Origin of the sequence: Fodinicurvata fenggangensis DSM 21160 (assembly GCF_000686045.1) — a bacterium.
Lineage (GTDB): Bacteria > Pseudomonadota > Alphaproteobacteria > Kiloniellales > DSM-21159 > Fodinicurvata > Fodinicurvata fenggangensis.
The window spans coordinates 47,157-72,304 of the sequence record NZ_JMLV01000004.1 but is presented as its reverse complement, the minus strand read 5'-3'; the positions used below and the strand labels follow the sequence as shown (position 1 = coordinate 72,304).

The following is a 25,148-nucleotide window of genomic DNA, read 5'->3' as shown; positions in this document are numbered from 1 at the left end:
TTCAGGGCTCCTGTCCCGGCATGGCCGATGGGCCATGGTTCTGCAGGCCCGCGCAGGAAGGCGCGCCCGGACCGAAGGTCACGGGCTCCTCCTCCCAGTCACGGTCCAACTCGTCGAGATCCTCCGGTTCGCTGGCCATGCCGGCCAGCACGGCGGCGATCTCCTCCTCGTCCGGCTTGCGAGCGGACAGCGCGATGAGCGCCGTAAAGAGCGCGGCATAGTCCGTCTCACGCTGTCGGGCACAGCGCTCCATTGCCGCCAGGGTGTCGACGGCGTCGGCCAGCAGGGCGCGGGCCGCCTTCTCCTCGATCAGCGAAGCGAACTCGCAGACCAGCGGCAGGTAGTCCGGCAATTCGTTCACCGCCAGCTCGAAGCCGTTCAGCTTGTAGACGGTGGACAGCGTGGTCATGGCCTCGCCCCGGCTGCGGCTATCGCCATGCAGATGTTCGTAAAGGTGCAGGGACAGCTGGCGCGAGCGATCGAACAGGTGGACGTAGTCTGCCTGCAGGTCCAGCAGGTCCTGTGAGCGCAGGCGCGTGAACAGCGGCTGCAGGAGGTCCAGCTCCCTGCGGCTCAGCAGACTCTCGTCCTTCAGGACCGTTTCCATTTCGTCCAGCGCCGCGATCATCTCCCGCTCGGGATAAGTCAGCAGCAGGCCCAGGATGCGGAAGGTTTTCATGACATGCTCGCTTTCTTCAGGGCGCCCCGGATCGAGTTTGGCTTGCCGAACAGCCGCACCTCGCTGCTGTCACCCTCGGAACAGCCGTTGCCGAACGAGAAGCCGCAGCCGCCCTGCAGACCATAGGTGTCCTCGGCCTCCTCACGATGCGAAGTCGGAATGACATAGCGGTCCTCATAGGCCGCCAGCGCCATGACCTTGTACATCTCCTCGATCTGCTCGGGCAGTAGGTCGACCTCGCCCGCGATGTGGTTGTTCAACCGCCCGTGAACATGCTTGTCCCGCATGAAGATGCGCATGGCGAACATGCGCCTTATGGCGCTCAGCACCGGTTCCTCGTCGCCGGCGGTCAGCAGGTTCGCCAGGTACTGCATGGGAATGCGCAGGTTCCGGGCGTCGGGAATCTCGCCATCGAAACCGATGTGGCCTTCCTCGGCCGCCCCCTGGATCGGCGACAACGGCGGCACGTACCAGACCATGGGCAGCGTGCGGTATTCGGGGTGCAGCGGGAAAGCGACCTTCCACTCGATGGCCATCTTGTAGACCGGGGAGTTCTGGGCCGCCTCCAGCCAGGCCTCGGGAATGCCCTGTTCACGGGCCTCGCGGATCACCTCGGGATCATGGGGGTCCAGGAAGATATCCAGCTGCGCCTCGTAGAGGTCCTTTTCGTCCGGCGTGCTGGCCGCCTCCTCGATGCGATCGGCGTCATAGAGGATGACCCCCAGGTAGCGGATTCGTCCGACGCAAGTTTCGGAGCAGACCGTGGGCTGTCCGGCCTCGATGCGCGGATAGCAGAAGGTGCACTTCTCGGCCTTTCCGGACTGCCAGTTGTAATAGATCTTCTTGTAGGGACAGCCGCTCACGCACATGCGCCAGCCGCGGCACTTCTCCTGGTCCACCAGGACGATGCCGTCCTCCTCGCGCTTGTAGATCGATCCCGAGGGACAGGATGCGACGCAGGTGGGGTTCAGGCAGTGCTCGCACAGCCGCGGCAGGTAGAACATAAAGGTCTGTTCGAACTGCCCGTAGATCTCCTTCTCGATGTCCCGGAAGTTGTAGTCCTGGGAACGTTTCGAGAACTCGCCACCCAGGATCTCTTCCCAGTTCGGGCCCCAGTTGATCTTCTCCATGATCTCGCCGCTGATCAGCGAGACCGGCCGCGCCGTGGGCATGGTGGGGCTTTCCGGCGCCGTCTGCAGGTGTTCATAGGTGAAGGTGAAGGGCTCGTAGTAGTCGTCGATCTCCGGCAGGTCGGGATTGGCGAAGATCTTGGCCAGGACCCGGAAACGTCCGCCGATGCGCGGCTCCAGCTTGCCGTTCTTCTTGCGGTGCCAGCCGCCCTTCCAGCGATCCTGGTTTTCCCAGTCCTTGGGATAGCCGACGCCGGGCTTGGTCTCTACGTTGTTGAACCAGACGTATTCCATGCCCTCGCGATTGGTCCAGACGTTCTTGCAGGTGACCGAGCAGGTGTGACAGCCGATGCACTTGTCGAGGTTCAGGACCATGGAGACCTGTGCGCGAACTTTCATGGCGTGCTCTCCCTATTCCGCTGCCGGCGTGGCGGTGGTGCGACCGGGCAGGCCCTCGGCCTCCATCCAGTCGACGGTCTTCATCTTGCGGCAGACGATGAATTCGTCGCGGTTGGATCCGATCGTGCCGTAGTAGTTGAAGCCATAGCTTAGCTGCGCATAGCCGCCGATCATGTGCGTCGGCTTGGTGACGATGCGGGTGACCGAGTTGTGGATGCCGCCGCGCAACCCCGTGATCTCCGAGCCGGGGACGTTCACTATCTTCTCCTGTGCGTGGTACATCAGGCACATGCCTTCCTTGACCCGCTGGCTGACCACCGCCCGGGCAGTCAGGGCGCCATTGGCATTGAACAACTCGATCCAGTCGTTGTCCTCGATGTCCGCCTTGGCGGCATCGACCTCGCTGATCCAGACGATCGGTCCGCCGCGCGACAGCGTCAGCATAAGCAGGTTGTCGGTATAGGTGCTGTGAATGCCCCACTTCTGATGCGGTGTGATGAAGTTCAGCACCACTTCCTTGTTTCCGTTCTCGCGCACGCCGTGCGAGCCCTTGAGCGTACGCGTGTCGATGGGCGGCCGATAGACGGCCAGCGCCTCGCCGAAGGCCCGCATCCAGGGATGATCCTGGTAGAGCTGCTGGCGCCCGGTCAGGGTCCGCCAGGGAATCTGCTCGTGCACGTTGGTGTAGCAGGCGTTGTAGCTGACCTTCTCGGATTCCAGCCCCGACCAGATGGGTGACGAGATGATCTTGCGCGGCTGGGCCTGCACATCGCGATAGCGAATCTTGTCGTCCTCGCGCGGCAGGGCCAGATGCCCATGATCCCGGCCCGTGGCGCCGCTCAGCGACTCCCAGGCCTTGACCGCAACATGGCCGTTTGTCTCGGGCGCCAGTGACAGGATGACCTCGCAGGCATCGATGTCGCTGTCGATACGGGCCCTTTCCTCTCCGGTCTCGGGATCACGCACCGTGCCGTTCAGCTGCTTGAGGAACTCCACTTCCTCCTCGGTCTTCCAGGCCATGCCCTTGCCGCCGTTGCCCAGCTGCTCCATCAGCGGGCCCAGCGAGGTGAAGCGGTGGTAGAGGTTGGGATAATCGCGGGTTACCGTGGTCATGGCGGGCATGGTCTTGCCCGGAACGGCCTCGATCTCGCCCTTCTTCCAGTCCTTCACGTCCAACGCCTGGGCCAACTCGCCCGGGGAATCGTGCATCAGTGGGGTCAGCACCAGGTCTTCTTCCTCACCCAGGTGACCGGGACTGAGTTCGGACACCTTTCGGGCCAGGCCCTTGAAGATGTTCCAGTCGGTCCGGGTCTGCCAGACCGGGTCCACGGCCGCCGATAGCGGGTGGATGAAGGGGTGCATGTCCGAGGTGTTGAGATCGTTCTTCTCGTACCAGGTCGCAGTGGGCAGGACGATGTCCGAGTACATGCAGCTGGTGGACATGCGGAAGTCGATGGTGACCAGCAGGTCCAGCTTGCCTTCCGGGGCTGCGTCGTGCCAGGCCACCTCCTCGGGCTTGAGCTCGCCTTCGGCCCCCAGTTCCTTGCCCTGGACGCCGTGGTCGGCACCCACCAAGTGCTTCAGGAAGTACTCGTGCCCCTTGCCACTGGCCCCCAGCAGGTTGGAGCGCCAGACGAAGAGGTTGCGGGGATGGTTGCGAGGATCGTCCGGATCCTCGCAACTCATGCGCAGCGTGCCGTCCTTCAAGCGGCCAGCCACATAGTCCGCCGGTGCCTTTCCGGCCTCCTTCGCCTTGCGCGTCAGTTCGAGGGGATTCTCCTCCAACTGCGGCGAGGAAGGCAGCCACCCCATGCGTTCGGCCCGCACGTTGAAGTCGATCAGGCTGCCGGAGAACTTCGAACGTTCGGCCAGCGGCGAGAGCACTTCGTCCACCGCCAGTTTCTCGTAGCGCCACTGGTCGGTGTGGGCATACCAGTAGCTTGTGCTGTTCATCTGGCGCGGCGGGCGGCCCCAGTCGAGCGCGAAGGCCAGCGGCAGCCAGCCGGTCTGCGGGCGCAGCTTCTCCTGTCCCACATAGTGTGACCAGCCGCCACCGCTCTGTCCGACACAGCCACACATCACCAGCAGGTTGATGATGCCGCGATAGATCATGTCCGTGTGATACCAGTGGTTCAGCCCGGCCCCCAGGATCACCATGGACTTGCCGTGGGTCTCCTCGGCATTGCGGGCAAACTCGCGGGCGAGCGCGATGACCGACTGACGCGGAACGCCGGTGATCTGCTCCTGCCAGGCCGGGGTATAGGGAACGTTGTCGTCATAGGACGTGGCGACACTCTCGCCGCCCAGCCCACGATCCAGGCCGTAGTTGCCGCAGAGCAGGTCGAAGACACTAGCCACCCAGACCGGGCCGTCCGGCGTGTCGATGCGGCGCACCGGCAGGTTGCGTTCCAGCACATCCGCACCCGGATTACCATTGAGAGGGTTGCCCTCAAAGTGCGGGTTCTCTCCCCCACCGAAATAGGGAAAGGCCACCGGCTTCACCTCGTCCCGGCTGTCGGCGAGCGAGAGGGTCAACTCCGTGTCCTCCTCGGCCGAGGTACGTTCCTCCAGGTTCCACTTGCCCTTCTCTCCCCAGCGGAACCCGATGGAGCCACGTGGCACCACCAGCTTGCCGGTCTTTCCGTCGAAGGCCAGCGGCTTCCATTCCGCATTGTTGGGCTCGCCGCCCTGGTCCGCCAGGTCGCTTGCGCGCAGGAAACGATCAGGGACCAGGCGGCCGCCTTGCTCGTTCAGGCGCACCAGGAAGGGCATGTCCGAATACTTGCGGCAGTACTCGCGGAAATAGGACACCTCGCGGTCCAGATGGAACTCGCGCAGGATCACATGCCCCATGGCCATGGCGAGCGCGGCATCGGTGCCCTGCTTCGGCGACAGCCAGAGATCGGCGAACTTAGAGGCCTCGCTGTAGTCGGGCGAGATCACCGCACTCTTGGTGCCGCGATAGCGCACCTCGGTATAAAAGTGCGCATCCGGCGTGCGGGTCTGCGGTACGTTGGACCCCCAGATAACCAGGAATGTGGAGTTGTACCAGTCGGCACTCTCCGGCACGTCGGTCTGCTCGCCCCAGGTCTGCGGTGAGGAGGGCGGCAGGTCGCAGTACCAGTCATAGAAACTCAGGCAGGTGCCCCCCATCAGCGACAGGTAGCGCGTGCCGGCGGCATAGCTGACCATGGACATGGCCGGGATCGGCGAGAAGCCGGCAATGCGGTCGGGCCCATGGGTCTTGGCCGTGTGGATGTTGGCGGCGGCGATGATCTCGTTCACCGTCTCCCAGTCGGCGCGCACGAACCCGCCGCGGCCACGCACCTTGCGGATCTCGCGCATCTTCTCGGGATCGCCGGCAATGGACGCCCAGGCGGCCACCGGCTCCATGGTCTCACGCGCCTCCTGCCAGTGGCGAATCAGGCGCTTGCGCACCAGTGGGTACTTCACGCGGGCGGCAGAGTAGAGATACCAGGAATAGCTGGCGCCGCGCGAACAGCCACGCGGCTCATGGTTGGGCAGGTCGGGACGCGTACGCGGATAGTCCGTCTGCTGGGTTTCCCAGGTGACCAGCCCGCCCTTCACGTAGATCTTCCAGCTGCACGAGCCGGTGCAGTTCACGCCGTGGGTCGAGCGCACGACCTTGTCGTGCTGCCAGCGCTTGCGATAGGCCTCCTCCCAGTCGCGGTTCTCGTGGGTCGTCACGCCATGCCCGTCGGAAAATTCCGTCCGGGGGCGCCGAAAGTAGGTCAGCTTGTCGAGAAAATGGCTCATGGATCTCTCCTTGGAGCACGGCCTAACAGGGATTGGGGGCGTTGCGGCGGGCGTAGTACCACCAGTTGATCAGGATGCAGGCGGCGTAATAGGTGGCCAGCAGGTAGAAGACCTCGGTGGTGCGCCCGAAGAGGGACAGCGAAACCCCGAAGAACATGCCGAGAGCAAAAGGTCCATAAGCCGCCATGGCACTGGTCCAGCCGATCACGCCGGCCGCCTGGCGGGCCGGGAACAGCATGGGCATCTGCTTGAAGGTCGAGGCATTGCCGATGCCGGAGAAGAAGAAGATCCCCAGCATGAAGCCCAGGAACAGGGGAAAGGTCTCCATGGACTCCGGGGTCAGAAAGAAACTGGCTCCGATGGCACAGGCCAGCATGCCGATGCCGGCCACCTGCGTGACCTTGGCCCCGCCGAAGCGATCCGAAATGGGCCCGGCGACCACCCGCATGACCGAGCCCAGCAGCGGCCCGATAAAGGCATAGAGCAGCGGATCGGGCGAATCGGTAAAGCCCCCGTAGCTCTCGCGGATCAGAAGGGGGAAGGTGGCCGCCAGCCCGGCGAAGGACCCGAAGGTCATGATGTAGAGGATCGTCATGATCAAGCCGTGCTTCAGCTCGAAGATATCGAACTGCTCACGAAGGTTGGCCCGCACCGGGACGCTGCGCAGGTAGATCCAGCACAGCGCCGAGAGCACCACAACGAAGGGGATGTAGATCAGCAGCGCATTGTGCAGCCAGATCTTCTCACCATCCGGTCCGGTCTGCGGTGCGGCGAAGATGCTGCCGAACAGCGCGAAACCGATGACCCAGGGCGTCAGGAACTGCACCACGCTGACCCCAAAGTTGCCGACCCCTGCCTGGATGGCCAGGGCCGTGCCTTGCAGGCGCTTCGGGAAGAACAGGCTGGTCGACGGCATGAAGGACGAGAAGTTGCCACCGCCCAGCCCGGCCAGGAAGGCCAGGACCATCAGAATCCAGAAGGGTGTCTCGGGATTCTGGACCGCGAAGAACCATCCCACCAGCGGGATCAGCAGCGAAAGGGTCGAGAAGGTGACCACATGACGCGTTCCATAGAGCGGCGTCAGAAAGGTGTGCACCACGCGCAGCGTCCCGCCGGCCAGCCCCGGCATGGAGGCCAGCCAGAACAGCTGACCGCTTGTGAAATCGAACCCGGCGTTGGGCAGGCGCACCACCAGAGCCGAGATGACGAACCAGACGATGAAGGCCATCACCAGGCTGGCCGTCGTCAGGGTCAGAGTGCGCCAGGCAAACCTGCGGCCCTCTTCCTGCCAGAAGGTCTCGTCGTTGGGCTCCCAGCGCTCCAGCCAGGTCTTGCTGGTCTTGGTTGTTGCCTCGCTCATGAGCGGCCTCCCGTGGTGCCGGACCAGCGCGTCGGCGTGTTGGAAGCGGCCGGTCCATTGGCCGCAGGACGATCGGCCGGCGGCGGATTCCCCGAAAGTTCAGGAAGGTATTTCGGTCCAGCCAGTTCGGGAGATTCCCGCATCTCCATGCGCCGGATGGCGAAGTGCATCCAGGTCAGCGCCACCGCAATGAGGACGAACAGCAGCATGAAGCAACTGGTCCAGACGCCGATCAGATCGTTCATCGCTCCGAAAGCCAGCGGCAGGACGAACCCGCCGATGCCGCCGATCATGCCCACAACGCCGCCGACAGCGCCCACACGATCCGGGTAATAGACGGGAATGTGCTTGTAGACGGCCGCCTTCCCCAGCGACATGAAGAAGCCCAGGATGAAGGTCAGGATCGTGAAGGGGATGAAACCGATGGCCAGCGTGAACTCGATCGGGCCTTCGATCCCCTGAACCACATAGTCCGTGGCCGGATAGGACAGGATGAAGGTGCACGCCAGCGAGACCAGGAAGGTCAGGTACATGACGCGACGCGCGCCCCAACGGTCTGAAAGAACGCCGCCCAGGACGCGAAACAGGCTGCCCGGAACGGAATAGGCGGCTCCCAGCAGGCCGGCCGTGACCACATCCAGCTGGTAGACATTCACGTAATAGCTGGGCAGCCAAAGCGCCAGCGCCACGAAAGCCCCGAAGACGAAGAAGTAGTAGAGCGAGAATCGCCAGACCTGCAGGTTCTTCAGTGGTTCCAACTGGACCAGGAAGGAATCGGGCTTCTGATTGCTGGCCCGCCTGGCGGCCAACTGCGGCTCGTCGCGCGTGGTCAGGAAGAAGATGACGGCCATGGCGGCCAAAGCGAGCGCCCAGATCTGCGCCACCATCATCCAGCCGAAGGACACCATGATGAAGGGGGCCAGGAACTTGGTCACCGCCGTGCCGACATTGCCCATGCCGAAGATCCCCAGCACGGTGCCCTGTCGTTCGCGTGGATACCACTTGGACACATAGGTGATGCCCACGGCAAAACTGCCGCCGGCCAAGCCCACGCCAAGGGCCGCAATCAGATAGGTTATATAGCTGTCCGCCCAAGTCAGCGCCCAAGTGGCAAAGGCCGCCGCAAGCATGACGAGGGCCAGCACGCGCCGTCCCCCGTACTGCTCGGCCCAGATGCCCAGGAAGAGGCGCGAGAGCGAACCTGTCAGGATCGGTGTGCCGATCAACAGGCCGAACTCGGTGCTGTTCAGGCCCAGATCCTCGCGGATCTGGATTCCGATGATGGAGAAGATGGTCCAGACGGCAAAGCAGACCGTGAAGGCCGTGGTGCTCATGACCAGGGCCGTTGTCTGTCCAGGCGGCGTCCTGTCCTCTTCTGTGGTTGTCGTCATCTGCGGCCTCTGCTTGCAGCAGTTTTGATGCATTTTCAAAACATCATAAAACCGCAGCGGTTGGACGCATTGATCTGGATCAGAAGAATATGCGCTTGAAAATCATTTGCACTATAGATGCATACCGCATCCATCTTTCAATGGACAGGACTTGCCCTCTCCACTACGCTTCCGGACAGCCTGCAGTTTTTGCATGGAGGGGTCGTCATGCCGGCACCAGACCTGTACCGGGCCCGGATGAAAGCCGCCTCGAGAGCACGGACGAACAGCCCGGCGCCCTTTCCACAAGCCGCGGGATCAAACTGTTCGGCTCATAACTGCCATAGCTGCGATGTCCGCTCTCTATCTCTCTGTGACGCACTCGCCGATAGCGAATTGTCGCGCCTGGACCGCATCACGCGGCGGCATCGCACACCCGCTGGCGCCACACTGATTCGCGAAGGCGACCCCATGACCTTCGCCTGCAACATCACCAGTGGCACCGTCAGGCTCAGCCGCCTGCTTCATGATGGCCGACGCCAGGTCATGGGCTTCCTCTTTCCCGGGGATTTCATCGGACTGACACGCCGCAACCGCTTTGTCTTCAGCGCAGAAGCCATTACGGACACGGATTGTTGCAACTTCGCTCTGGAGGACCTGGAGACCCTGTCCAAAGACAACCCACGCCTGCAGCGAAAACTTTACGAGATGGCCTGCAGCGAACTGGATGCCGCACAGGAACAGATGCTGCTGTTGGGCCGGAAATCGGCACTGGAACGCGTCGCCTCCTTCCTGCTGGAGGTGCGTCAGCGCCAACTGCAGCAGGGAGATGACGAAGACTGCATCATCCTGCCCATGACGCGCGGCGACATCGCCGATTACCTGGGCCTCACCCTCGAAACGGTCAGTCGCAGCTTCTCGCGCCTGCGCCAGGAGCAGGTCATCGAGATTTGCGAGACCTACCGGGTTGACTTGCTGGACTGTCCCCGCCTGCAGGACTTGTCTGGCAACAGCTGAGAACGAGCGCCGCTCAGCCTGGCCGCCCGTCCACACGTGGGCGCAGAAGCATCGGCCCATAGGCCAGCAGGAACAGGCTGAAAGCGCCGACCCAGGCCCCACCCGAAAGGATCACCCCGGCCTGGTAGACCTCCGGCGGCAACACCGGCAGCAGAACCCGAAGCACCACCGCCAGCAGGATCAGCCCGTAGCACAGCACACTCAGCGGTCCGGCCACGATGGTCCAGCCGGTATGACCCAGAGTCGCCCGTGTCATCACCGCCAGGATCATGGTCGCAAAGGCGCCGATCGTGATGGCATGCAACCAGGAAGAGGCGAAGGGCACCCCCCAGACCAGCCACAGACCCTTCAGCAGCAGGCCCACCGGCAACCAGAGGAATCCAGCGTGCAGAATCCATACGATGGGCGCACGCCAACTGCGCCAGCCTTGCCAGCAGAGCAACCGCGCAGCGTTCAGGAGTCCGGCCAGCAGGGCCGCATAACCGGCTGCAAGGCTTTCCACCTGCCAGACTTCCAGCAACAACATGGCCAGAAGCGCCCCTATGGCGGAAACCTCCAACCAGCGCGGACTTGCCAACTCCAGGGACAATCCGCGCGATTTCAGGTAATTGCGCGTAAAGGCGGGGATAACCCGTCCGCCCAGCAGGGCCAGGATCACAAGCAGTCCGTTGATGGCCAGGAACAGGCCTGTCCTAGCACTGGCCTGCAGCAGGCCCAGCTGGTCCAGATGGAACAGCAGGTTGCCCGTCCAGAAAACCAGCAATAGGACGGGGAAGATCATGTTGCGCCGGGTTTTGAGGCGCAGCAGTCCAGGCAGCACCGTCAGCACCAGCAGGGGGAAGAAGGCCAGGTCGAGAACGGCTCCCCAGATCAACGGCAGGGGCATATAGGGATTCAACGCCAGGCGTCCGGCCAGCCAGACCAGCGTCAATGCGATCAGGCGCCAACCCCGGAATCCACCTTCGCCCGTCCAGTTCGGCACAGCCGTCAGGATGAAACCCGCCATGGCCGCGGCCGCAAAGCCGAAAACCATCTCGTGGGCGTGCCAGTCCATGGCCGACATGAAGCCGGCCGGCCAACTCCCCCCCGCCAAGGCATGCAACCAGACGAGCAACGCCACAACGGCATAGACGCCCGCAGCCAGAAAGAAAGGTCGAAATCCATAGGCGAACAGGGCGAACGACCGTCCTGCAGGGCGCTCATCAGAGCTGGCGTGGGTCGTGTTGGCCATGAAGGGCCTCCTCTTTGAGAGCCAAGGGGGGAATCATGCAGGCACGCAGCAGGTCCGGCTGTCGCACCAGATCGGCAAGGCTGTAGCGATCCAGCACGGCCAGGAAAGCCTCCAGTGCTTCGCCAAGGATACCTTTCAAATGACAGCAGGGCGCCAGGACACAGCTGTTGGTCTCTGCGTTGAAGCACTCGACCAGAGACAGGCTGTCCTCGGTCGCGCGAACCACGTCCCCCAGACCGATCTCCTCGGGGGGATGCGCCAGCTTCAGGCCGCCCCTGCGCCCGCGCAGCGTTGTGATGAAGCCATGCTGGCCCAGGGCATAGGCAATCTTCATCAAGTGATTGCGCGAAATTCCATAGGAATTGGAGACCTCCTGAATGGTCACCAGCCTTTCCGGCTCAACGGCCAGCCGCATCAGAAGGCGCAGGGCATAGTCGCTATAGAGAGAGAGTTGCATGGGCCGTCCTCATAAAAGATGTATTTACACTATTGCTTTTCCCGGGCTGTCGCAATAGCCTCGATATTAAGATGCATTGGTAATACATTTTTTATGGGAGACGCACCATGCAGACCCATGCAGAGGAAAGCGCAGGCTTTCCCCCGGTCAATCCGCCGATCACTTCTGTCGTGATCGATCGGTTGGTCCGTGACTTCCATGCCCGGATCCGGAAAGACCCGGTCCTGGCGCCCGTCTTTCTCGAAGCCATCGGCCAGGACTGGGACTCTCACATGGCCCGGATGCGCCGTTTCTGGTCCGCGGAAATGCTGGGAACAGAGCGTGAACTGGATGATCCGGCCCCCACTCACAGAAGCTTGCAGGAACTCCGGCCGGCACACTTCGATCGTTGGCTGGACCTCTTCCGGCAAAGCGCCTTCAGTATTTGCGACCGGCAATCGGCTTATGCCTTCGTAGCGCGGGCCGAACGGATTGCGGAGCAGCGGAAACATGCCGTTTTCCAGAAGGCCGGCCTGACGGCACCCTACTGGTTGCGCGCGGCGACCGCGCAGGAGGCCAGATCATGACCTATGTGGTGACCGACGCCTGCATCCGCTGCAAGTACATGGACTGTGTCGAGGTGTGCCCCGTGGATTGCTTCTACGAGGGGGAGAACATGCTGGTCATTGCCCCGGACCAGTGCATCGATTGCGGGGTCTGCGAACCCGAATGCCCGCCCGAGGCCATCCACCCCGACAGCGATCCCGGAATGGAAGGCTGGGTCAAGTTCAACGCGGAATACGCCGAGAAGTGGCCCAATACCTTCATGAAGAAGGAACCGCCATCCGATGCCGCGGAATGGGACGGTGTGCCCGACAAATACCCGGAACACTTCAGTCCTGAACCCGGAGAAGGAGATTGATCCCGAAAGAGGAGCGTTTCCCATGAACGATAACCTCCCTGACAGTAACCAGCCCACCTTAAACAGGCAGCAAGCACCACGCGAACTTCACCCGGGTTTCTTCTGGGTGGTCCTCCTCGCCTGGCTGTGGTTGGTGGCCGCCTTCTGGTCGGCCTTCGCCGGTGACCTGCAAAGCGCCTGGATGGTGACCATCTCTACAGCCTTTTTCGGCATGTACTTCGGGCTGTCCGCCATCCTGCTGGGCCTGCAGCGAGATCGTGAGCCTGTCCACAAGAGTTTCCTGGCTTACCTGAAGGGCCGTATGGACACCTTCACCGGGGCAGTCAGCGGCCGCGGCGCCCTGGTGCAGGTGGCCATCATTCCCGTCTCCCTGGCCCTGGCCGGAACCGGCATGGCCATTGTCCTGGCATGGGTGCGTGGGGGCTAGCAGACATGTCGTCTTCTATGAGCCTGCTTCTCCGGCTGGCCCTGCCGGTCTTCTGGCTTGGCCTGCTGGTCGGCGTGTCCTTCCTGGCAACGCCTGTGAAGTTCCAGGCGCCCTCTCTGGAGCTTCCGGTGGCCCTGGACGTCGGACGGGTGACATTCGCCCTGTTCAATTGCGTGGAATGGGTCCTGGTCCTCTTGTCCATCCTTGCAGCCCTGATTTCGGGCTTTCCGCGCGGCTGGAGCCTGCTGCTGGGCCTGCTCGCCTTCCTGCTGGCACTCCAGACCTTCTGGCTGCTGCCGGAGTTGAATGAACGCATCCGCGTGATCATCACAGGCGAGATGCCGCCTGCTTCCCGCCACCACATGTTCTATGCGCTGCTGGAAATGGTGAAGTTCCTGACCCTTCTGGGCATGTTCATTATGAGCGCGCTGCGGTTTTCGTCCCTGCCCCGCAGGTAAATTTCAGGGCTTACCCTTACAAAGAGGGGCACAGACTCTTGGCCGCCTCAATTTTGTCTGAAATTGGCACTTCTGCCAGCTTTCAAAATATAATACCATGCCATCATGGGGAAACCGGACCATAAGTCAGAAGAAGTTTCAGAAATACGGTACAAGGAGATACAATCTATTTCCTTAAGGCACTATCTATATGTAATATCTTCATCTGCAATACTTCTTTATTTAATATTTTTAAATCTTATTACGTATATATATGATCGCATCAATTTATATGTTATTGCAATATACTTAGCACTAACACTAATTTTTTCTTTATCTATTTTTATATCAAAAAAATATTACAATTATAATATACTTAATATAACAAGTTTTTTATGTGTTACATCTGCATTAATTGGCATTACTCTTATACATGTATCTATAGGTGATACCGACAGACTATTGTCAAGCATCTTCATAATACTTATTGCTGCCATACAGCTCACCACTGGATATAAGTTTATATTCGCCACTGCGATTTCTGTCCTGGTGTTCCCAAATATCGCCCTGCTGCCACATGACATTCCCCTTCAATTCAAACTCATAATAAACGTATACTTGTTGGCTGGCGTCATACTCTATGCAACCATCAGCGCCGCCAGGGTCAAGCGCCTGAAGCAAGTCGCCAAGCTGGAGATGGACTTTGCGGAACAGCATGAGGAAACCGAACGCCTGGCCCGTGTGGACGCTCTCACCGAGTTATGGAATCGACGTCACTTCTTCGAGCTGGCCAAACGGGAAATCTACAGGGCCGGGCGCGAGGGCACGCCCCCGGGAATTCTCCTGATCCTGGACATCGACCACTTCAAGCACATAAACGACACTTTCGGGCACGCCGCCGGGGATGAAGTGTTGAAGCATCTTGCCCGCTCCTGGACCGCGCTCCTTCGGGAAAGTGACATTCTCGGCCGTATAGGCGGCGAGGAGTTTGCCGTCCTGCTTCCGGCAACCGGCATGCAGGAAGGACAAGAAGTGGCCGAACGCCTTCGCCAGGCCACCGAAACGGAAGCGGTCGTCTACAACGACTCTTCCTTCAGCGTGACCCTGAGCATCGGCGGGGTCTCAATCCAGCAGAACGAGGCGATCGACCAGGCCCTAAACCGGGCGGACAGGCTGCTCTACCGGGCCAAGGCGGCCGGCCGGAATCGCGTTGACCTGGAGGATGAACCTTCACTTAGCCAGGACTAGCCTCAGACAGCCCGTTGGGCCTGATCCTGCCCATATTACGGCTCCAGCTCCTCGCTCTCTTCATAACCCTTGAGTATTTCCAGAAGTTCGGCGACACGGCCCGTGGGGAAAGAACGCCCCTCGTTGATCAGCGCCTCGTCGCTGTTCAGCCAGGCATGGGCTTCCTGCAGTTCCTCGGCACTGGCGCCAGTTGCCACCAATTCGGCACTCAGCGTGTTGCCGACGGGGCCCAGAACGCTGTGCACGGCCTCACGGGTCAAGGGGGTCGCCATGTCGTCTCCTCCTTTCGGCCTGAAGGGAAAAACTTCCGGGCGTCTGGAACGCTCCCTCACCGCAGACAGGTGGTTTCAAAGTCAGAAGCTTCAAGACACGCAGTATGCATTTCCCGCCTGCCACTTGATCCAGGTTAAGGACAGGCACGGGACCCGGGTGCCCACTGAAAGGTCCGGGAACAGCGGAGCTCAGATCATGCAACAGACAACAACAATTCGCGAAGCGGTAGGTGTCTTCACAGCGGAGGCCGCCTTGCAGGACGCCATAGACGAGCTCCTTTCATCCGGCTTCGACCGAGCCGATCTTTCCCTGCTGGCTGCCGAGAAAACGGTGGAGCGCGAACTTGGCCACAGATATCGCAAGGTCAGTGAACTTGAGGACAATCCGGCCGTTCCACGCACCTTCTATGTGCCCACCGAGTCCATTGGCGAGGCCGAGGGCGGTGTTGTGGGAACCTTGCTCTATGTGGGTGCGGTCGCCGCCGCCGGCGCCGTGGTCGCCTCGGGTGGCACCCTGGCCGCAGCCATCTCGGCCGCTGCATTGGCCGGCGGAACGGGCGGCCTTCTCGGCTCAATCCTGGCACGCCGCATCGGCCGGCACCATGCTGACCATCTGCAGACTCAGTTGGATCATGGCGGCCTGCTGCTATGGGTCCGCACTTGGGACAGTGACGACGAAGCGCGTGCCATCCGGATCCTGGAAAAACACTCCGGCCGGGACGTTCACCTTCACGACTTGACGGAAAGCGCGGCCTGAGCCCCGGCACTCCGCACAACGGCAGCAGGCAACTTTCAGGCCGCCGAACCGGACGTAACTTCTGCCAGACCCAGAAGCTCTTTCAATCGAGTCGGTTGGGCCGTGATGTCAGCCAGGCTGTAGCGGTCCAATTCGGCCAGGAATGCCGCCAAGGCCTGCTGCAAGACGCTGCGCAGGCGACAGGCCGGCAGGATTGCACAGGACGTGTTGTCCGGATCGAAACATTCGACCAGGTTCAGATCTTCCTCCGTAAAGCGCACCACGGAGCCCAGGTTGATATCCTCAGGCGCATGGGCAAGCAGCAGGCCGCCTCGGCGCCCACGCAGGGTCTGGATGAAACCGGCCTGTCCCAAGCGATGCGCCACCTTCATCATGTGGTTCCTGGAAATATCATAGCGTTCGGATGCCTCCTGGATGGTGGCCGGTTCGCCCTGCTTGCTCGCAAGCAGTATCAATAGCCGCAAGGCATAATCCGTGTGCATAGTCAGGCGCATTGAAGACTCCGGAAGGAATACCTGATAGAATATTCAACGGGTTTGCTAAAGGGACAGCTGGCAAGAACCAAGGTCTTTCCAGGCGGGTTTATTTTCATATTGTCTCTATACAGCTTCACAATCCCCATTTCCAGGAATCAGCGGCACACGCGCAAAGACTGCGACTTTATACCACCCTGGAATGAACTGCCCCGCAAGGACGCCGCCCTGCGGGGCCATAACCGGCTGGGGAAGCCACAGGTCTCAAGCCTTGCCGATCGGGATGCGACGGCTCTTGGTCTGCGCCGTCTCGGACTTCGGAACCCTGACCTCCAGAATGCCGTTCCTGAACTTCGCCTTCACTTTCTCCGGATCAACCTCCCAGTCGAGCGGAATGTGGCGTTCGAAACGGCCGTAATGGAACTCGCTGAAGCGGCGTTCTTCATCCTGCTCCTCGTGCTGCTTTTCGCCACGAATCACGAGGCTGTCGCGCTCCAGCGATAGCTCCACGTCCTTTTCCTCGAGGCCGGGGAGTTCGGCGGAGACCTGCAACTCCTTTTCCGTTTCCTTTAACTCGACACGCGGCCAGCTCTCACCTCCGCGAAAGAGGCCGGGCGCGGCAAAGCCATTGAAGGTATCGTCGAACAGCCGGTTGATCTCGCGCTGCAGACCCAGGAAAGGGTCGCCACCGCGTTCAGCTGGCAGCGGCCTGTCCGCTGTCCGGTTCCAGGGAATCAGATCACGTACACTCATTTTCCTACCTCCTTCAATGCAGTTTCAATGAAGCAGGCTTCCTCTTATGAGCGCTCGCTCACCTATCGGTGCCTTGCAGGAAAATATTTAATTCGCAGTTAGTTAACATCAACCCCCTAGTCAGCAGGTTGTTCGTCCCGCGGGGCAATTTGGGTGGGCGCCACCCCCTGTCAGGGGTCAGGCCTGCTCCTCATCGTCATAGTGTGCCCGCAGTTGGTTCCAGGCCACCCCGATATGCCAGTCCATTTCACGGGCGATGCGTGCCTTGTCCCTGGCAACCAGTGCTTCCAGCAAGGGTATGTGTGCATCGGCAAGTCGCTGTGGATCGTCGAATATCTGCTCGATGAGCGCGATAATCAGACGGATCTCGTCCGCCAGGTCGGTGAAGACGCGCAACAGGCGGCGATTGCCCGAGAGTTCGCAGATCATCAGATGGAACTGCAGGTCCTCCTCAACCGTTCGGGCCACGTCGCCTTCAGCAGCTGTGGTCCGGAGGCGCTCCAGTTGGACCGCCAGCTGATCCAGCTCCGCATCGCTGGCCCGCTCGATCACCAGGCCGGCCGCATAGGTTTCCAGGTTGATGCGCAGGCCGTAGATGTCATCCAGTTCGCCGACGGTCGGACAGCGAACCGTAAAGCCCTTGCCGGGGCTTGCGACCAGCAGGCCGCGCTGTTCCAGCAAACGGGCCGCTTCACGCACCGGCGCACGGCTGACCCCCATCTCACGGGCGATAGCTGCCTCGACCACCCGGGCCCCGGGCTTCAGGCGCCCTTCCGTGATCGCAGAATAGAGCTGGCCGGCCACCTGACCCACAAGGTCGCTGCGCGCGATCTCCCGGAAAGTCTGGCCCTGTCCGTGCCGGGGAAGTACCATGCTGTTCCCTCCTTGCGCGTTCAACTCTAGGGCCACGTATTGTCGATTGTCGACAGGTTTTCCTTTGACCCCGAAAATGACCATGCTACCGTCTGCCGCAATGAACTGAAGATGTGAGCTGTACGGGAACAAGGACCGCGAACAACGCGGCCTTTCGCAGACACACGAGGGAGAGCAGTCATGCAGCTTGTCTCGGGACAGGCCGGCCAGGTAGGGGACAAATCGGATGAGGCGCTCTGGCGTCTGCGCCGCGACCTTGCGGCCGCCTATCGCCTGCTTGCCCACTTCGGCATGGACGATATCATCTACACACACATCTCGGCACGTCTGCCGGGACGGCACGACCGTTTCCTGCTCAATGCCTATGGCCAACGTTTCGACGAGGTCACGGCCTCCAGCCTGGTGACCGTCGACCTGGACGGCGAGGTCGTGGACGACCCCCTGGGTCTTGGGATCAATCCCGCCGGCTTCACCATTCATTCCGCCGTCCATGCGGCCCGCCCCGATATCGTCTGTGTGCTTCATACCCACACCACATCCGGCGTTGCCGTGGCCTGCCAGAGCGACGGACTGCTGCCGCTCAATCAATGGGCCCTGCAGTTCCATGACCGCCTAGCCTATCACGACTACGAGGGCATTGCCCTGGATCACGACGAACGCCAGCGCCTTGTGGCCGATCTTGGCGAGAAGTACGTCATGGTCCTGCGCAACCACGGCATGCTGACCTGCGGACGCAGTGTCAGCGAAGCCTTCAAGCTCATGTACAATCTGGAGCGCTCCTGCCGCGCCCAGCTGGCAGCACAGGCCAGTGGTGCGGAACTGGTGCTGCCACCGCCGGAGATACGCGAGAAAACGGCACGCCAGTATGAGCGTTTCTATGACAAGCTGGAGGTCGAGGGGAGTGTCGAGGACAGTGAATGGGCCGCCTTGCTCAGACTTGCCGACACACACTGTCCCGGCTATGCGAATTGAGACAGAACACCCTTCCCGTCAGGGTTGGGCCAGCGGCCACAGGCCGCAGAACAGCGGGATCCACCCGCAGACAGAAGAAAGAAGTGAACAGTGACTATAGGTTTCACAGTCAAGAAGGAGAAGACCATGGCCTTTAACAGGAGCCTGAAAGCCGCGGCCTTCGCCAGCGTTGCGACACTGGCGTTCGTCGCCGGGCCGGCGTTGGCCGAGGAGCCCAAGCAGGGGGGCACGGCGAATGTCGTGATCCAGCCCGAGCCACCCAGCCTCAACCTGGGCATGGTGCAGAACGCCCCGACCCAGATGGTCGCGGGCAACATCTTCGAAAGCCTGCTCAAGTACGATACCAACCTGGATCCCGTGCCCAACCTGGCAACAGAGTGGGAAGTCAACGAAGACGGCACGGTCTACACCTTCCACCTGAAGGAAGGCGTGAAGTGGCATGACGGCGAGGATTTCACCGCCGAGGACGTGATCTTCTCTATGGATGAGATGCTGCGCGAGACCAACCCGCGCCTGCGCGTCAACCTGGATCACGTGGAAAAGATGGAAGCGCTCGACGACTACACCGTGCGCTTCACCCTGAAACAGCCCTTCGGTCCCTTCCTGGGCCTCTTCGAGGTCGGGACGGTCCCCATGTGGCCGGCGCACATCTACCAGGGCACCAATTATCAGGAGACGGCCGACGACAACGATCCCATCGGCACAGGCCCCTTCAAGTTCGAGGAATGGGACCGCGGCTCCTACATCCACCTGGTTGCCAACGAAGATTATCATGTGGAGGGGCAGCCCTACCTGGATGAGATCTACTGGCACGTAATCCCGGATGCGGCCTCCCGCGCGGTGGCCTACGAGAACGGCGAGGTGGATGTCCTGCCGGGTGGCTCGATCGAGAACTTCGATGTGCCGCGCCTGGCCGAGATGGACAACACCTGCATGACCACCAAGGGCTGGGAATACTTTGCACCACTGGCCTGGATGTGGCTCAACAACCGCGAAGGTCCGCTGGCCGACAAGCGCGTGCGCCAGGCGATCATGTACGCCATCGACAATGAATTCGCCCAGGAAGTGGTCTGGAACAACCAGGGTCGTGTTGCCACCGGTCCGGTCAACTCGGTGACCCGCTTCTACACCGACGACGTGACGGACTATTCCTACAACCCGGACAAGGCCGAGGAACTGCTGGACGAGGCCGGCTATGACGGCGAGGAAATCAGCCTGCTTCCCCTGCCCTACGGTGAGACCTGGCAGCGCTGGGCCGAAGCCGTGCAGCAGAACCTGGAGGAAGTCGGCATTAACGTGGACATGGAGGCCACGGACGTCGGCGGCTGGAACCAGCGTCTCAACGAGTGGGACTTCGACATGGCCTTCACCTACCTCTACCAGTACGGTGATCCGGCTCTGGGCGTGACCCGCAACTACATCTCCAGCAACATCGAGAAGGGCTCGCCCTGGAACAACGTCGCGGGCTACGAGAACGAGCGCGTGGACGAACTGGCCGAGCAGGGCGCGGTGGCCTTCCCGGACGAGAAGCGGGCCGAGATCTACAAGGAGATGCAGCAGATCCTGGTCGAGGACGTGCCTGTTGCCTGGCTGCTGGAGCTGGAGTTTCCGACGATCTATCGCTGTGACGTCAAGAATCTCGTGACCACGGCGATCGGCGTCAACGACGGCTTCGGTGACGCCTGGCTCGACCGCTGATCCTTACCTACCACCGACTCCCCCTCCAGACCGCTGGAGGGGGAGTTCGCACGGCAGATGTGACCCATGGGCAAGCTTTCCTTTATCGCGCGGCGGCTGGTCAAGGGCGTCTTCGTCCTGCTCGCCATCGTCATCCTGAACTTCCTGCTAATCCGCCTGGCCCCCGGGGATCCGGCCCAGGTCATGGCCGGAGAGGCGGGCGCAGCCGACCAGGAGTTCATCCAGCAACTTCAGGAAAAGTTCGGACTGAACCAGCCGCTCCACGAACAGCTCTTCATCTACCTGAAGGGCGTACTGACCCTGGACCTCGGCTGGTCCTACCGACAGGACGAGGCCGTGGCGACCCTGATCTTCGAGCGGCTGCCGGCCACCCTTTTGCTGACTGGAACGGCCTTCTGCTTCGCGTTGACGTTCGGTGTGCTGCTGGGCGCTCTTGCGGCGGCTCGCGTCGGGCGTTGGACGGACAGCCTGATCACCGTGCTGGCCCTGGTCTGTTACGCCACGCCACTGTTCTGGGTGGCATTGATGTCCATTCTGCTGTTCTCGGTCTACCTGGGCTGGCTGCCCGGATTTGGCATGTTCTCCGTGGGGGCGGGTTATACCGGCCTGGAGTTTGTCCTGGACGTGTTGCGTCACCTGATTCTACCCGCGCTCACCCTCGGCCTCTTCTACATGGCGGTCTACACCCGCATGACCCGGGCTTCCATGCTGGAGGTCATGGAGATGGATTACGTCAAGACCGCCCGGGCCAAGGGGCTGGCCCCTGGCCGCATCACCCGCATGCATGTCCTGCGCAATGCCCTGCTGCCCGTCATCACACTGGCCGGCATCCAGGCCGGACAGATGGTGGGCGGTGCCGTGCTCACGGAAACCGTTTTTGCCTGGCCCGGCATCGGCCGGCTGATGTTCGATGCCCTACTGCAGCGTGACTACAACCTGTTGCTGGGTGTCTTCCTGGTCTCCTCGGCTGTGGTGGTGCTGTTCAATCTCGTGACCGATCTGGTCTACACCTTCGTCGATCCGCGCATCGAGGTGTCGTGATGCAGAAGAACCTGGAATTCTGGAAGCGCTTCTGCCGCAACAAGGGGGCGGTCGTCGGGCTTCTCATCATCGTCGCCGTCATCCTGATGGCGATCTTCGCCCCGCTGCTCTATCCCGACAGTCCCTGGAAACTGGTCCAGCGGCCCTTTATCCCGCCCATGGAATTGGACGGCTACTGGTTCGGCACCGACACTCTGGGCCGCGACATCGGGGCCGGTCTGGTGCATGGGGCCCGGGTCTCGCTGTTGGTGGGACTCACCTCCACCGTGGTCGCTCTGTTGATCGGCGTCACCCTGGGGGCCTTTGCCGGCTACTACGGCGGGCTGGTGGATGACGGCGTAATGCGCTTTACCGAGCTGTTCCAGACCGTGCCGAACTTCGCGCTCGCCATCGTGCTTGTGGCCATCATGCAGCCCTCGGTGGAGTCGGTAATCCTGGCCATCGGCATCGTCTCCTGGCCGCCGGTGGCACGCCTGGTGCGGGGCGAATTCCTCAGCCTGCGTTCACGCGAGTTCGTGCAGGCCTCGATGGTGCTGGGCCAATCTAACGCGCGCATCATCCTGACCCAGATCCTGCCCAACACCCTTTCGCCCGTGATCGTCATGACCTCACTGATGGTGGCGACGGCGATCCTGCTGGAATCCGCCCTATCCTTCTTGGGCCTGGGCGATCCGGACGTCATGTCTTGGGGATACATGATCGGTGCGGCACGCACGGTGCTGCGCCAGGCCTGGTGGATGAGTTTCTTCCCTGGCGTCATGATCCTGCTGACGGTGCTGGCCCTCAATCTGGTGGGCGAGGGGCTCAACGATGCCATGAATCCGCGGCTTGCGCGGAAATCACGCTAGGGCGATGGAGCAGGACATGAACAACCAGACATCGGACAAGACGCTGCTTTCCATCGAGGACCTGACCGTCCGTCTACCGGAAGGGGCTGACCGCGACAATGCGGTGGAAAATATCTCCTTTCAGGTCAATCGCGGCGAAATCCTCTGCATTGTCGGCGAATCCGGATCCGGCAAGTCGGTGACCGCCAATGCCATCATGGGCCTGCTGCCCCGTCCCTATGTAGAGCCGGTGGCCGGCCGCATCGTGTTCGAGGGCCGCGACCTGCTGCAGCTTCCCGAAGCCACGCTGCGCGACCTGCGCGGCAGCCGTGTTGGCATGATCTTCCAGGAACCCATGACCGCTCTCAATCCGGTCATGAAGATCGGCGACCAGATCAACGAGGTCTTCGACGCGCACGGCAAGGCGGGGCGAAAGGAACGAAAGGAACAGGTGGTGGAGCTGCTGCGCAGTGTCGGCCTGCCTGACCCCGAAAGCCTGGGTGATTCCTATCCCTTCCGCCTGTCGGGTGGTCAGCGCCAGCGCGTAATGATTGCCATGGCCCTGGCCCTGGAACCCGGAGTCCTCATTGCCGACGAGCCGACAACCGCCCTGGACGTCACCACCCAGGCGCAGATCCTGCGCCTCATCAGGAAGCTGCAGGACGACCGTGACATGGGCGTTATGTTCATCACCCACGACTTCGGCGTGGTGGCCGAGGTTGCCGACCAGGTGGCCGTGATGCAGCTGGGCGAAGTGGTGGAAAGCGGCCCGGCCCAGGAGATCCTCAACAACCCGCAGCATCCCTATACGCAGCGGCTTGTGGGCTCCGTGCCCCGCTTCGAGCCGCCGGAAGCACGGGGCAAGCTCTCTGCCGAGACTCTGCTGTCGGTCCGCAGCCTTGATAAAACCTACGTCACCGCACGCGGGCTCTTCACCAAGGGCCGCACGGTCCAGGCCGCCAAGTCGGTCAGCTTCGACATCCGAAAGGGTGAGACCATGGGCCTGGTGGGCGAAAGCGGGTCGGGCAAGTCCACCGTTGGCCGCTGCATCGTGCGTCTGCTGGAAAGCAATGGCGGCGAGATCCGCTTCCGCGACGAGATCGACCTGGCCAGCCTGAAGGGCCGCGGACTTCAGCCCTATCGCAAGCACATCCAGATGATCTTCCAGGATCCCTATGCCTCGCTCAATCCGCGCCGGAAGGTCGGGCGAATCATTGCGGAAGGTCCCATGGCCCATGGCACCAGTCAGGCCGAGGCCCACAGGCGCGCCGAGGAACTGCTGGAACTGGTGGGGCTGGATTCGGCTGTTGCCGACCGCTATCCGCACGAATTCTCGGGGGGGCAGCGCCAGCGTATCGGCATCGCCCGGGCGCTGGCGCTGGATCCCGAGCTGCTGGTCGCCGACGAGCCGGTTTCGGCCCTGGATGTCTCCGTCCAGGCCCAGGTGCTGGACCTGCTGGATGACATCAAGCAGCGCCTCAATATCTCGGTGCTCTTCATCACCCACGACCTGCGCGTGGCCGCCCAGATCTGCGAGCGCATCGCGGTGATGCAATTGGGGGAGATCGTGGAGTATGGTGACACCCGCGAGGTCTTCAGCAACCCGCAACATCCCTACACCCGCGAACTCCTGGCCGCCGTGCCAGGGCGCAACTGGTCGATTCCCGAGGTGGCGCGCAAGGCGGTCGCCGATCAGCAACTTCAGAAAGAGGTTTTATAGATGTCGGATGCCCAGGGCTCTCTCTCCGCCGAACTGGCCGAAAAGATACGCAAGTCGGTGGAGGATGGCTTTGACGAGCAGGTAACCTTCCTGCAGGACCTGGTCCGTCACCCCTCCCTGCGTGGGCAGGAGCACACCGCCCAGGACTTCTACTTCTCGGCGCTGAAAGACCGCGGCTATGCCATGGACCGCTGGACCGTCGATGTGGAGGACATCCGCCACCACCCCGGCTTCTCGCCGGTCAAAATCGACTACAGCAACGCCATCAACGTGGTCGGCACCCACCGCCCGCGCAACGAGACCGGGCGCTCGCTGATCCTCAACGGCCACATGGACGTTGTGCCCGAAGGCCCTTACGACCTCTGGAGCCGGCACCCCTTCGAACCGCATATTGAGGGCGACTGGCTCTATGGCCGGGGTAGCGGTGACATGAAGGCCGGCCTGGCCGCCAACATCCACGCCCTCGACGCCCTGCGCCGCCTGGGTTACCAGCCGGCGGGACGGGTGCACCTTCAGTCCGTGGTCGAGGAGGAATGCACCGGCAACGGCGCGCTGGCCTGCCTGACCCGCGGCTACCAAGCCGACGCCGCCATCATCCCCGAGCCCGAAGACGAGAAGCTGGTGCGTGCCAACACCGGCGTCATCTGGTTCCAGGTGACCGTACGCGGCGTGCCCGTCCATGTGCGCGAGGCCGGCAAGGGCGCCAATGCCATTGAGGCCGCCTACAAGCTGATCGCCGGCCTGCGCGAGCTGGAGGAAAGCTGGAACGCACCCGAACGCCGCCATCCGCGCTTCACGGACGAGGACCACCCCATCAACTTCAATGTCGGCAAGATCGCCGGTGGCGATTGGGCCTCTTCGGTGCCTTCCTGGTGTTCCTTCGACTGCCGCATCGCCATCTATCCTGGCGTGTCTCCACAGGAGGCCGCCGCCGAGATCGAGGCGTGCCTGCAGGAAACCGCCCGCAAGGATCCCTTCCTGGCCAACAACCCACCCGAGATCGACTACAACGGCTTCTTTGCCGAAGGCTACGTCCTTGAGGAAGGCAGCGAGGCCGAACAGACCCTGGGCAAGGCCCACGCCCGCAGCTTCGGCCGGGAGCTGGAGAGCTTCATCACGGCCGGCTACCTGGATGCCCGCGTCTTCATGCTCTACGGGGATACGCCCTGCCTGGTCTATGGACCGACCTCCGAGAACATCCACGCATTTGACGAACGCGTCAGCCTGAGATCCATGCAGCAGATCACCACCGCCATTGCGCTCTACATCGCCGAGTGGTGTGGTCTGGAAGAGCTCTAGGCGCGCGAACGACAGGAGGGAGAAAAACAA

Annotated in this window: 25 protein-coding genes; 13 read left to right on the top strand and 12 right to left on the bottom strand. The window is 61.8% G+C overall.

Annotation, left to right across the window (positions count from 1 at the left end; genetic code table 11):
- Position 1: 1 nt before the first annotated feature.
- Genes narJ through BP38_RS19650 form a run of 5 tightly spaced genes read right to left on the bottom strand, consistent with a single transcriptional unit; the run spans position 2 to position 8,736 of the window.
- A complete protein-coding gene (narJ, locus tag BP38_RS19655; protein WP_051609115.1) occupies positions 2-679 on the bottom strand; it encodes a nitrate reductase molybdenum cofactor assembly chaperone in 678 nt (225 codons plus the stop codon).
- Complete coding sequence (narH, locus tag BP38_RS0107835; RefSeq protein ID WP_026987275.1) at positions 676-2,208, bottom strand: nitrate reductase subunit beta; 1,533 nt, start codon at positions 2,206-2,208, stop codon at positions 676-678. The genes narJ and narH overlap by 4 nt, the downstream gene beginning before the upstream one ends.
- Positions 2,209-2,220: 12 nt before the next feature.
- Positions 2,221-5,985 (bottom strand): nitrate reductase subunit alpha, encoded by a 3,765-nt coding sequence (locus BP38_RS0107830; RefSeq protein WP_026987274.1) that lies wholly within the window; start codon positions 5,983-5,985, stop codon positions 2,221-2,223.
- Positions 5,986-6,007: 22 nt separating this feature from the next.
- Positions 6,008-7,345: an MFS transporter gene (locus BP38_RS0107825; protein WP_026987273.1), complete on the bottom strand. Its 1,338-nt coding sequence runs from the start codon at positions 7,343-7,345 to the stop codon at positions 6,008-6,010.
- Complete coding sequence (locus BP38_RS19650) at positions 7,342-8,736, bottom strand: MFS transporter (protein ID WP_081816536.1); 1,395 nt, start codon at positions 8,734-8,736, stop codon at positions 7,342-7,344. Before BP38_RS19650 ends, BP38_RS0107825 begins: the two co-directional genes overlap by 4 nt.
- A 375-nt stretch (positions 8,737-9,111) precedes the next feature.
- Here BP38_RS19650 and BP38_RS19645 point away from each other — a divergent pair, with 375 nt between their 5' ends.
- Positions 9,112-9,732 (top strand): helix-turn-helix domain-containing protein, encoded by a 621-nt coding sequence (locus tag BP38_RS19645; protein WP_035724243.1) that lies wholly within the window; start codon positions 9,112-9,114, stop codon positions 9,730-9,732.
- Between the two features lie 13 nt (positions 9,733-9,745).
- Here the strand turns inward: BP38_RS19645 and BP38_RS0107810 are convergent, their stop codons facing one another.
- Positions 9,746-10,963, bottom strand: a complete 1,218-nt coding sequence (locus BP38_RS0107810; RefSeq protein WP_026987272.1) for an NnrS family protein — start codon at positions 10,961-10,963, stop codon at positions 9,746-9,748.
- Positions 10,935-11,420: an RrF2 family transcriptional regulator gene (locus BP38_RS19640; RefSeq protein ID WP_051609114.1), complete on the bottom strand. Its 486-nt coding sequence runs from the start codon at positions 11,418-11,420 to the stop codon at positions 10,935-10,937. Before BP38_RS19640 ends, BP38_RS0107810 begins: the two co-directional genes overlap by 29 nt.
- A 107-nt stretch (positions 11,421-11,527) precedes the next feature.
- Between BP38_RS19640 and BP38_RS19635 the strand changes: the two genes are divergently transcribed.
- The 4 genes from BP38_RS19635 to BP38_RS0107785 are packed head-to-tail and all read left to right on the top strand — an operon-like array spanning position 11,528 to position 13,206.
- Entirely contained in the window at positions 11,528-11,986 is a 459-nt protein-coding gene (locus tag BP38_RS19635) for a group III truncated hemoglobin (RefSeq protein WP_051609113.1), read from the top strand.
- Positions 11,983-12,321: a ferredoxin FdxA gene (gene fdxA / locus BP38_RS0107795; protein ID WP_026987271.1), complete on the top strand. Its 339-nt coding sequence runs from the start codon at positions 11,983-11,985 to the stop codon at positions 12,319-12,321. Before BP38_RS19635 ends, fdxA begins: the two co-directional genes overlap by 4 nt.
- 22 nt (positions 12,322-12,343) lie before the next feature.
- Positions 12,344-12,748 carry a hypothetical protein gene (locus BP38_RS0107790; RefSeq protein ID WP_026987270.1) on the top strand — a complete coding sequence of 135 codons (405 nt, stop codon included), beginning with the start codon at positions 12,344-12,346 and terminating at the stop codon, positions 12,746-12,748.
- Positions 12,749-12,765: 17 nt separating this feature from the next.
- Positions 12,766-13,206: a DUF4149 domain-containing protein gene (locus tag BP38_RS0107785; RefSeq protein ID WP_211250263.1), complete on the top strand. Its 441-nt coding sequence runs from the start codon at positions 12,766-12,768 to the stop codon at positions 13,204-13,206.
- Between the two features lie 444 nt (positions 13,207-13,650).
- Here the strand turns inward: BP38_RS0107785 and BP38_RS22825 are convergent, their stop codons facing one another.
- Positions 13,651-13,902: a hypothetical protein gene (locus tag BP38_RS22825; RefSeq protein WP_162175137.1), complete on the bottom strand. Its 252-nt coding sequence runs from the start codon at positions 13,900-13,902 to the stop codon at positions 13,651-13,653.
- Here BP38_RS22825 and BP38_RS22820 point away from each other — a divergent pair.
- On the top strand, positions 13,882-14,433 hold the full coding sequence (locus BP38_RS22820; RefSeq protein WP_162175136.1) for a GGDEF domain-containing protein: 552 nt from the start codon (positions 13,882-13,884) through the stop codon (positions 14,431-14,433). The genes BP38_RS22825 and BP38_RS22820 overlap by 21 nt on opposite strands.
- A 35-nt stretch (positions 14,434-14,468) precedes the next feature.
- Here BP38_RS22820 and BP38_RS0107775 read toward each other — a convergent pair whose 3' ends face one another.
- Positions 14,469-14,705 carry a hypothetical protein gene (locus BP38_RS0107775; protein ID WP_026987268.1) on the bottom strand — a complete coding sequence of 79 codons (237 nt, stop codon included), beginning with the start codon at positions 14,703-14,705 and terminating at the stop codon, positions 14,469-14,471.
- Between the two features lie 196 nt (positions 14,706-14,901).
- Here BP38_RS0107775 and BP38_RS0107770 point away from each other — a divergent pair, with 196 nt between their 5' ends.
- Positions 14,902-15,462, top strand: coding sequence for a hypothetical protein (locus BP38_RS0107770; protein ID WP_035724238.1), 561 nt, complete (start codon positions 14,902-14,904; stop codon positions 15,460-15,462).
- A 35-nt stretch (positions 15,463-15,497) separates the two neighbouring features.
- Here BP38_RS0107770 and BP38_RS0107765 read toward each other — a convergent pair whose 3' ends face one another.
- The 3 genes from BP38_RS0107765 to BP38_RS0107755 form a co-directional block, all read right to left on the bottom strand.
- The gene (locus tag BP38_RS0107765) at positions 15,498-15,956 is read right to left on the bottom strand and encodes an Rrf2 family transcriptional regulator (RefSeq protein WP_026987266.1); all 459 of its coding nucleotides are present in this window, start codon (positions 15,954-15,956) and stop codon (positions 15,498-15,500) included.
- Between the two features lie 243 nt (positions 15,957-16,199).
- Positions 16,200-16,688, bottom strand: a complete 489-nt coding sequence (locus BP38_RS0107760) for an Hsp20/alpha crystallin family protein (RefSeq protein ID WP_026987265.1) — start codon at positions 16,686-16,688, stop codon at positions 16,200-16,202.
- A 177-nt stretch (positions 16,689-16,865) separates the two neighbouring features.
- Positions 16,866-17,561, bottom strand: a complete 696-nt coding sequence (locus BP38_RS0107755) for a GntR family transcriptional regulator (RefSeq protein ID WP_026987264.1) — start codon at positions 17,559-17,561, stop codon at positions 16,866-16,868.
- 180 nt (positions 17,562-17,741) lie between these two features.
- On the opposite strand from BP38_RS0107755, the gene BP38_RS0107750 reads away from it, so the two are divergent.
- The 6 genes from BP38_RS0107750 (at position 17,742) to BP38_RS0107725 (ending at position 25,118) form a co-directional block, all read left to right on the top strand.
- Positions 17,742-18,533 (top strand): class II aldolase/adducin family protein, encoded by a 792-nt coding sequence (locus tag BP38_RS0107750; RefSeq protein WP_026987263.1) that lies wholly within the window; start codon positions 17,742-17,744, stop codon positions 18,531-18,533.
- Positions 18,534-18,659: 126 nt separating this feature from the next.
- Positions 18,660-20,231 carry an ABC transporter substrate-binding protein gene (locus BP38_RS0107745; protein ID WP_051609111.1) on the top strand — a complete coding sequence of 524 codons (1,572 nt, stop codon included), beginning with the start codon at positions 18,660-18,662 and terminating at the stop codon, positions 20,229-20,231.
- A gap of 66 nt (positions 20,232-20,297) precedes the next feature.
- Entirely contained in the window at positions 20,298-21,272 is a 975-nt protein-coding gene (locus BP38_RS0107740; protein ID WP_026987261.1) for an ABC transporter permease, read from the top strand.
- The gene (locus BP38_RS0107735) at positions 21,272-22,120 is read left to right on the top strand and encodes an ABC transporter permease (protein ID WP_211250271.1); all 849 of its coding nucleotides are present in this window, start codon (positions 21,272-21,274) and stop codon (positions 22,118-22,120) included. The genes BP38_RS0107740 and BP38_RS0107735 overlap by 1 nt, the downstream gene beginning before the upstream one ends.
- 16 nt (positions 22,121-22,136) lie before the next feature.
- A complete protein-coding gene (locus BP38_RS0107730; protein ID WP_026987259.1) occupies positions 22,137-23,819 on the top strand; it encodes an ABC transporter ATP-binding protein in 1,683 nt (560 codons plus the stop codon).
- On the top strand, positions 23,820-25,118 hold the full coding sequence (locus BP38_RS0107725; protein WP_026987258.1) for an ArgE/DapE family deacylase: 1,299 nt from the start codon (positions 23,820-23,822) through the stop codon (positions 25,116-25,118).
- Positions 25,119-25,148 lie beyond the last annotated feature (30 nt).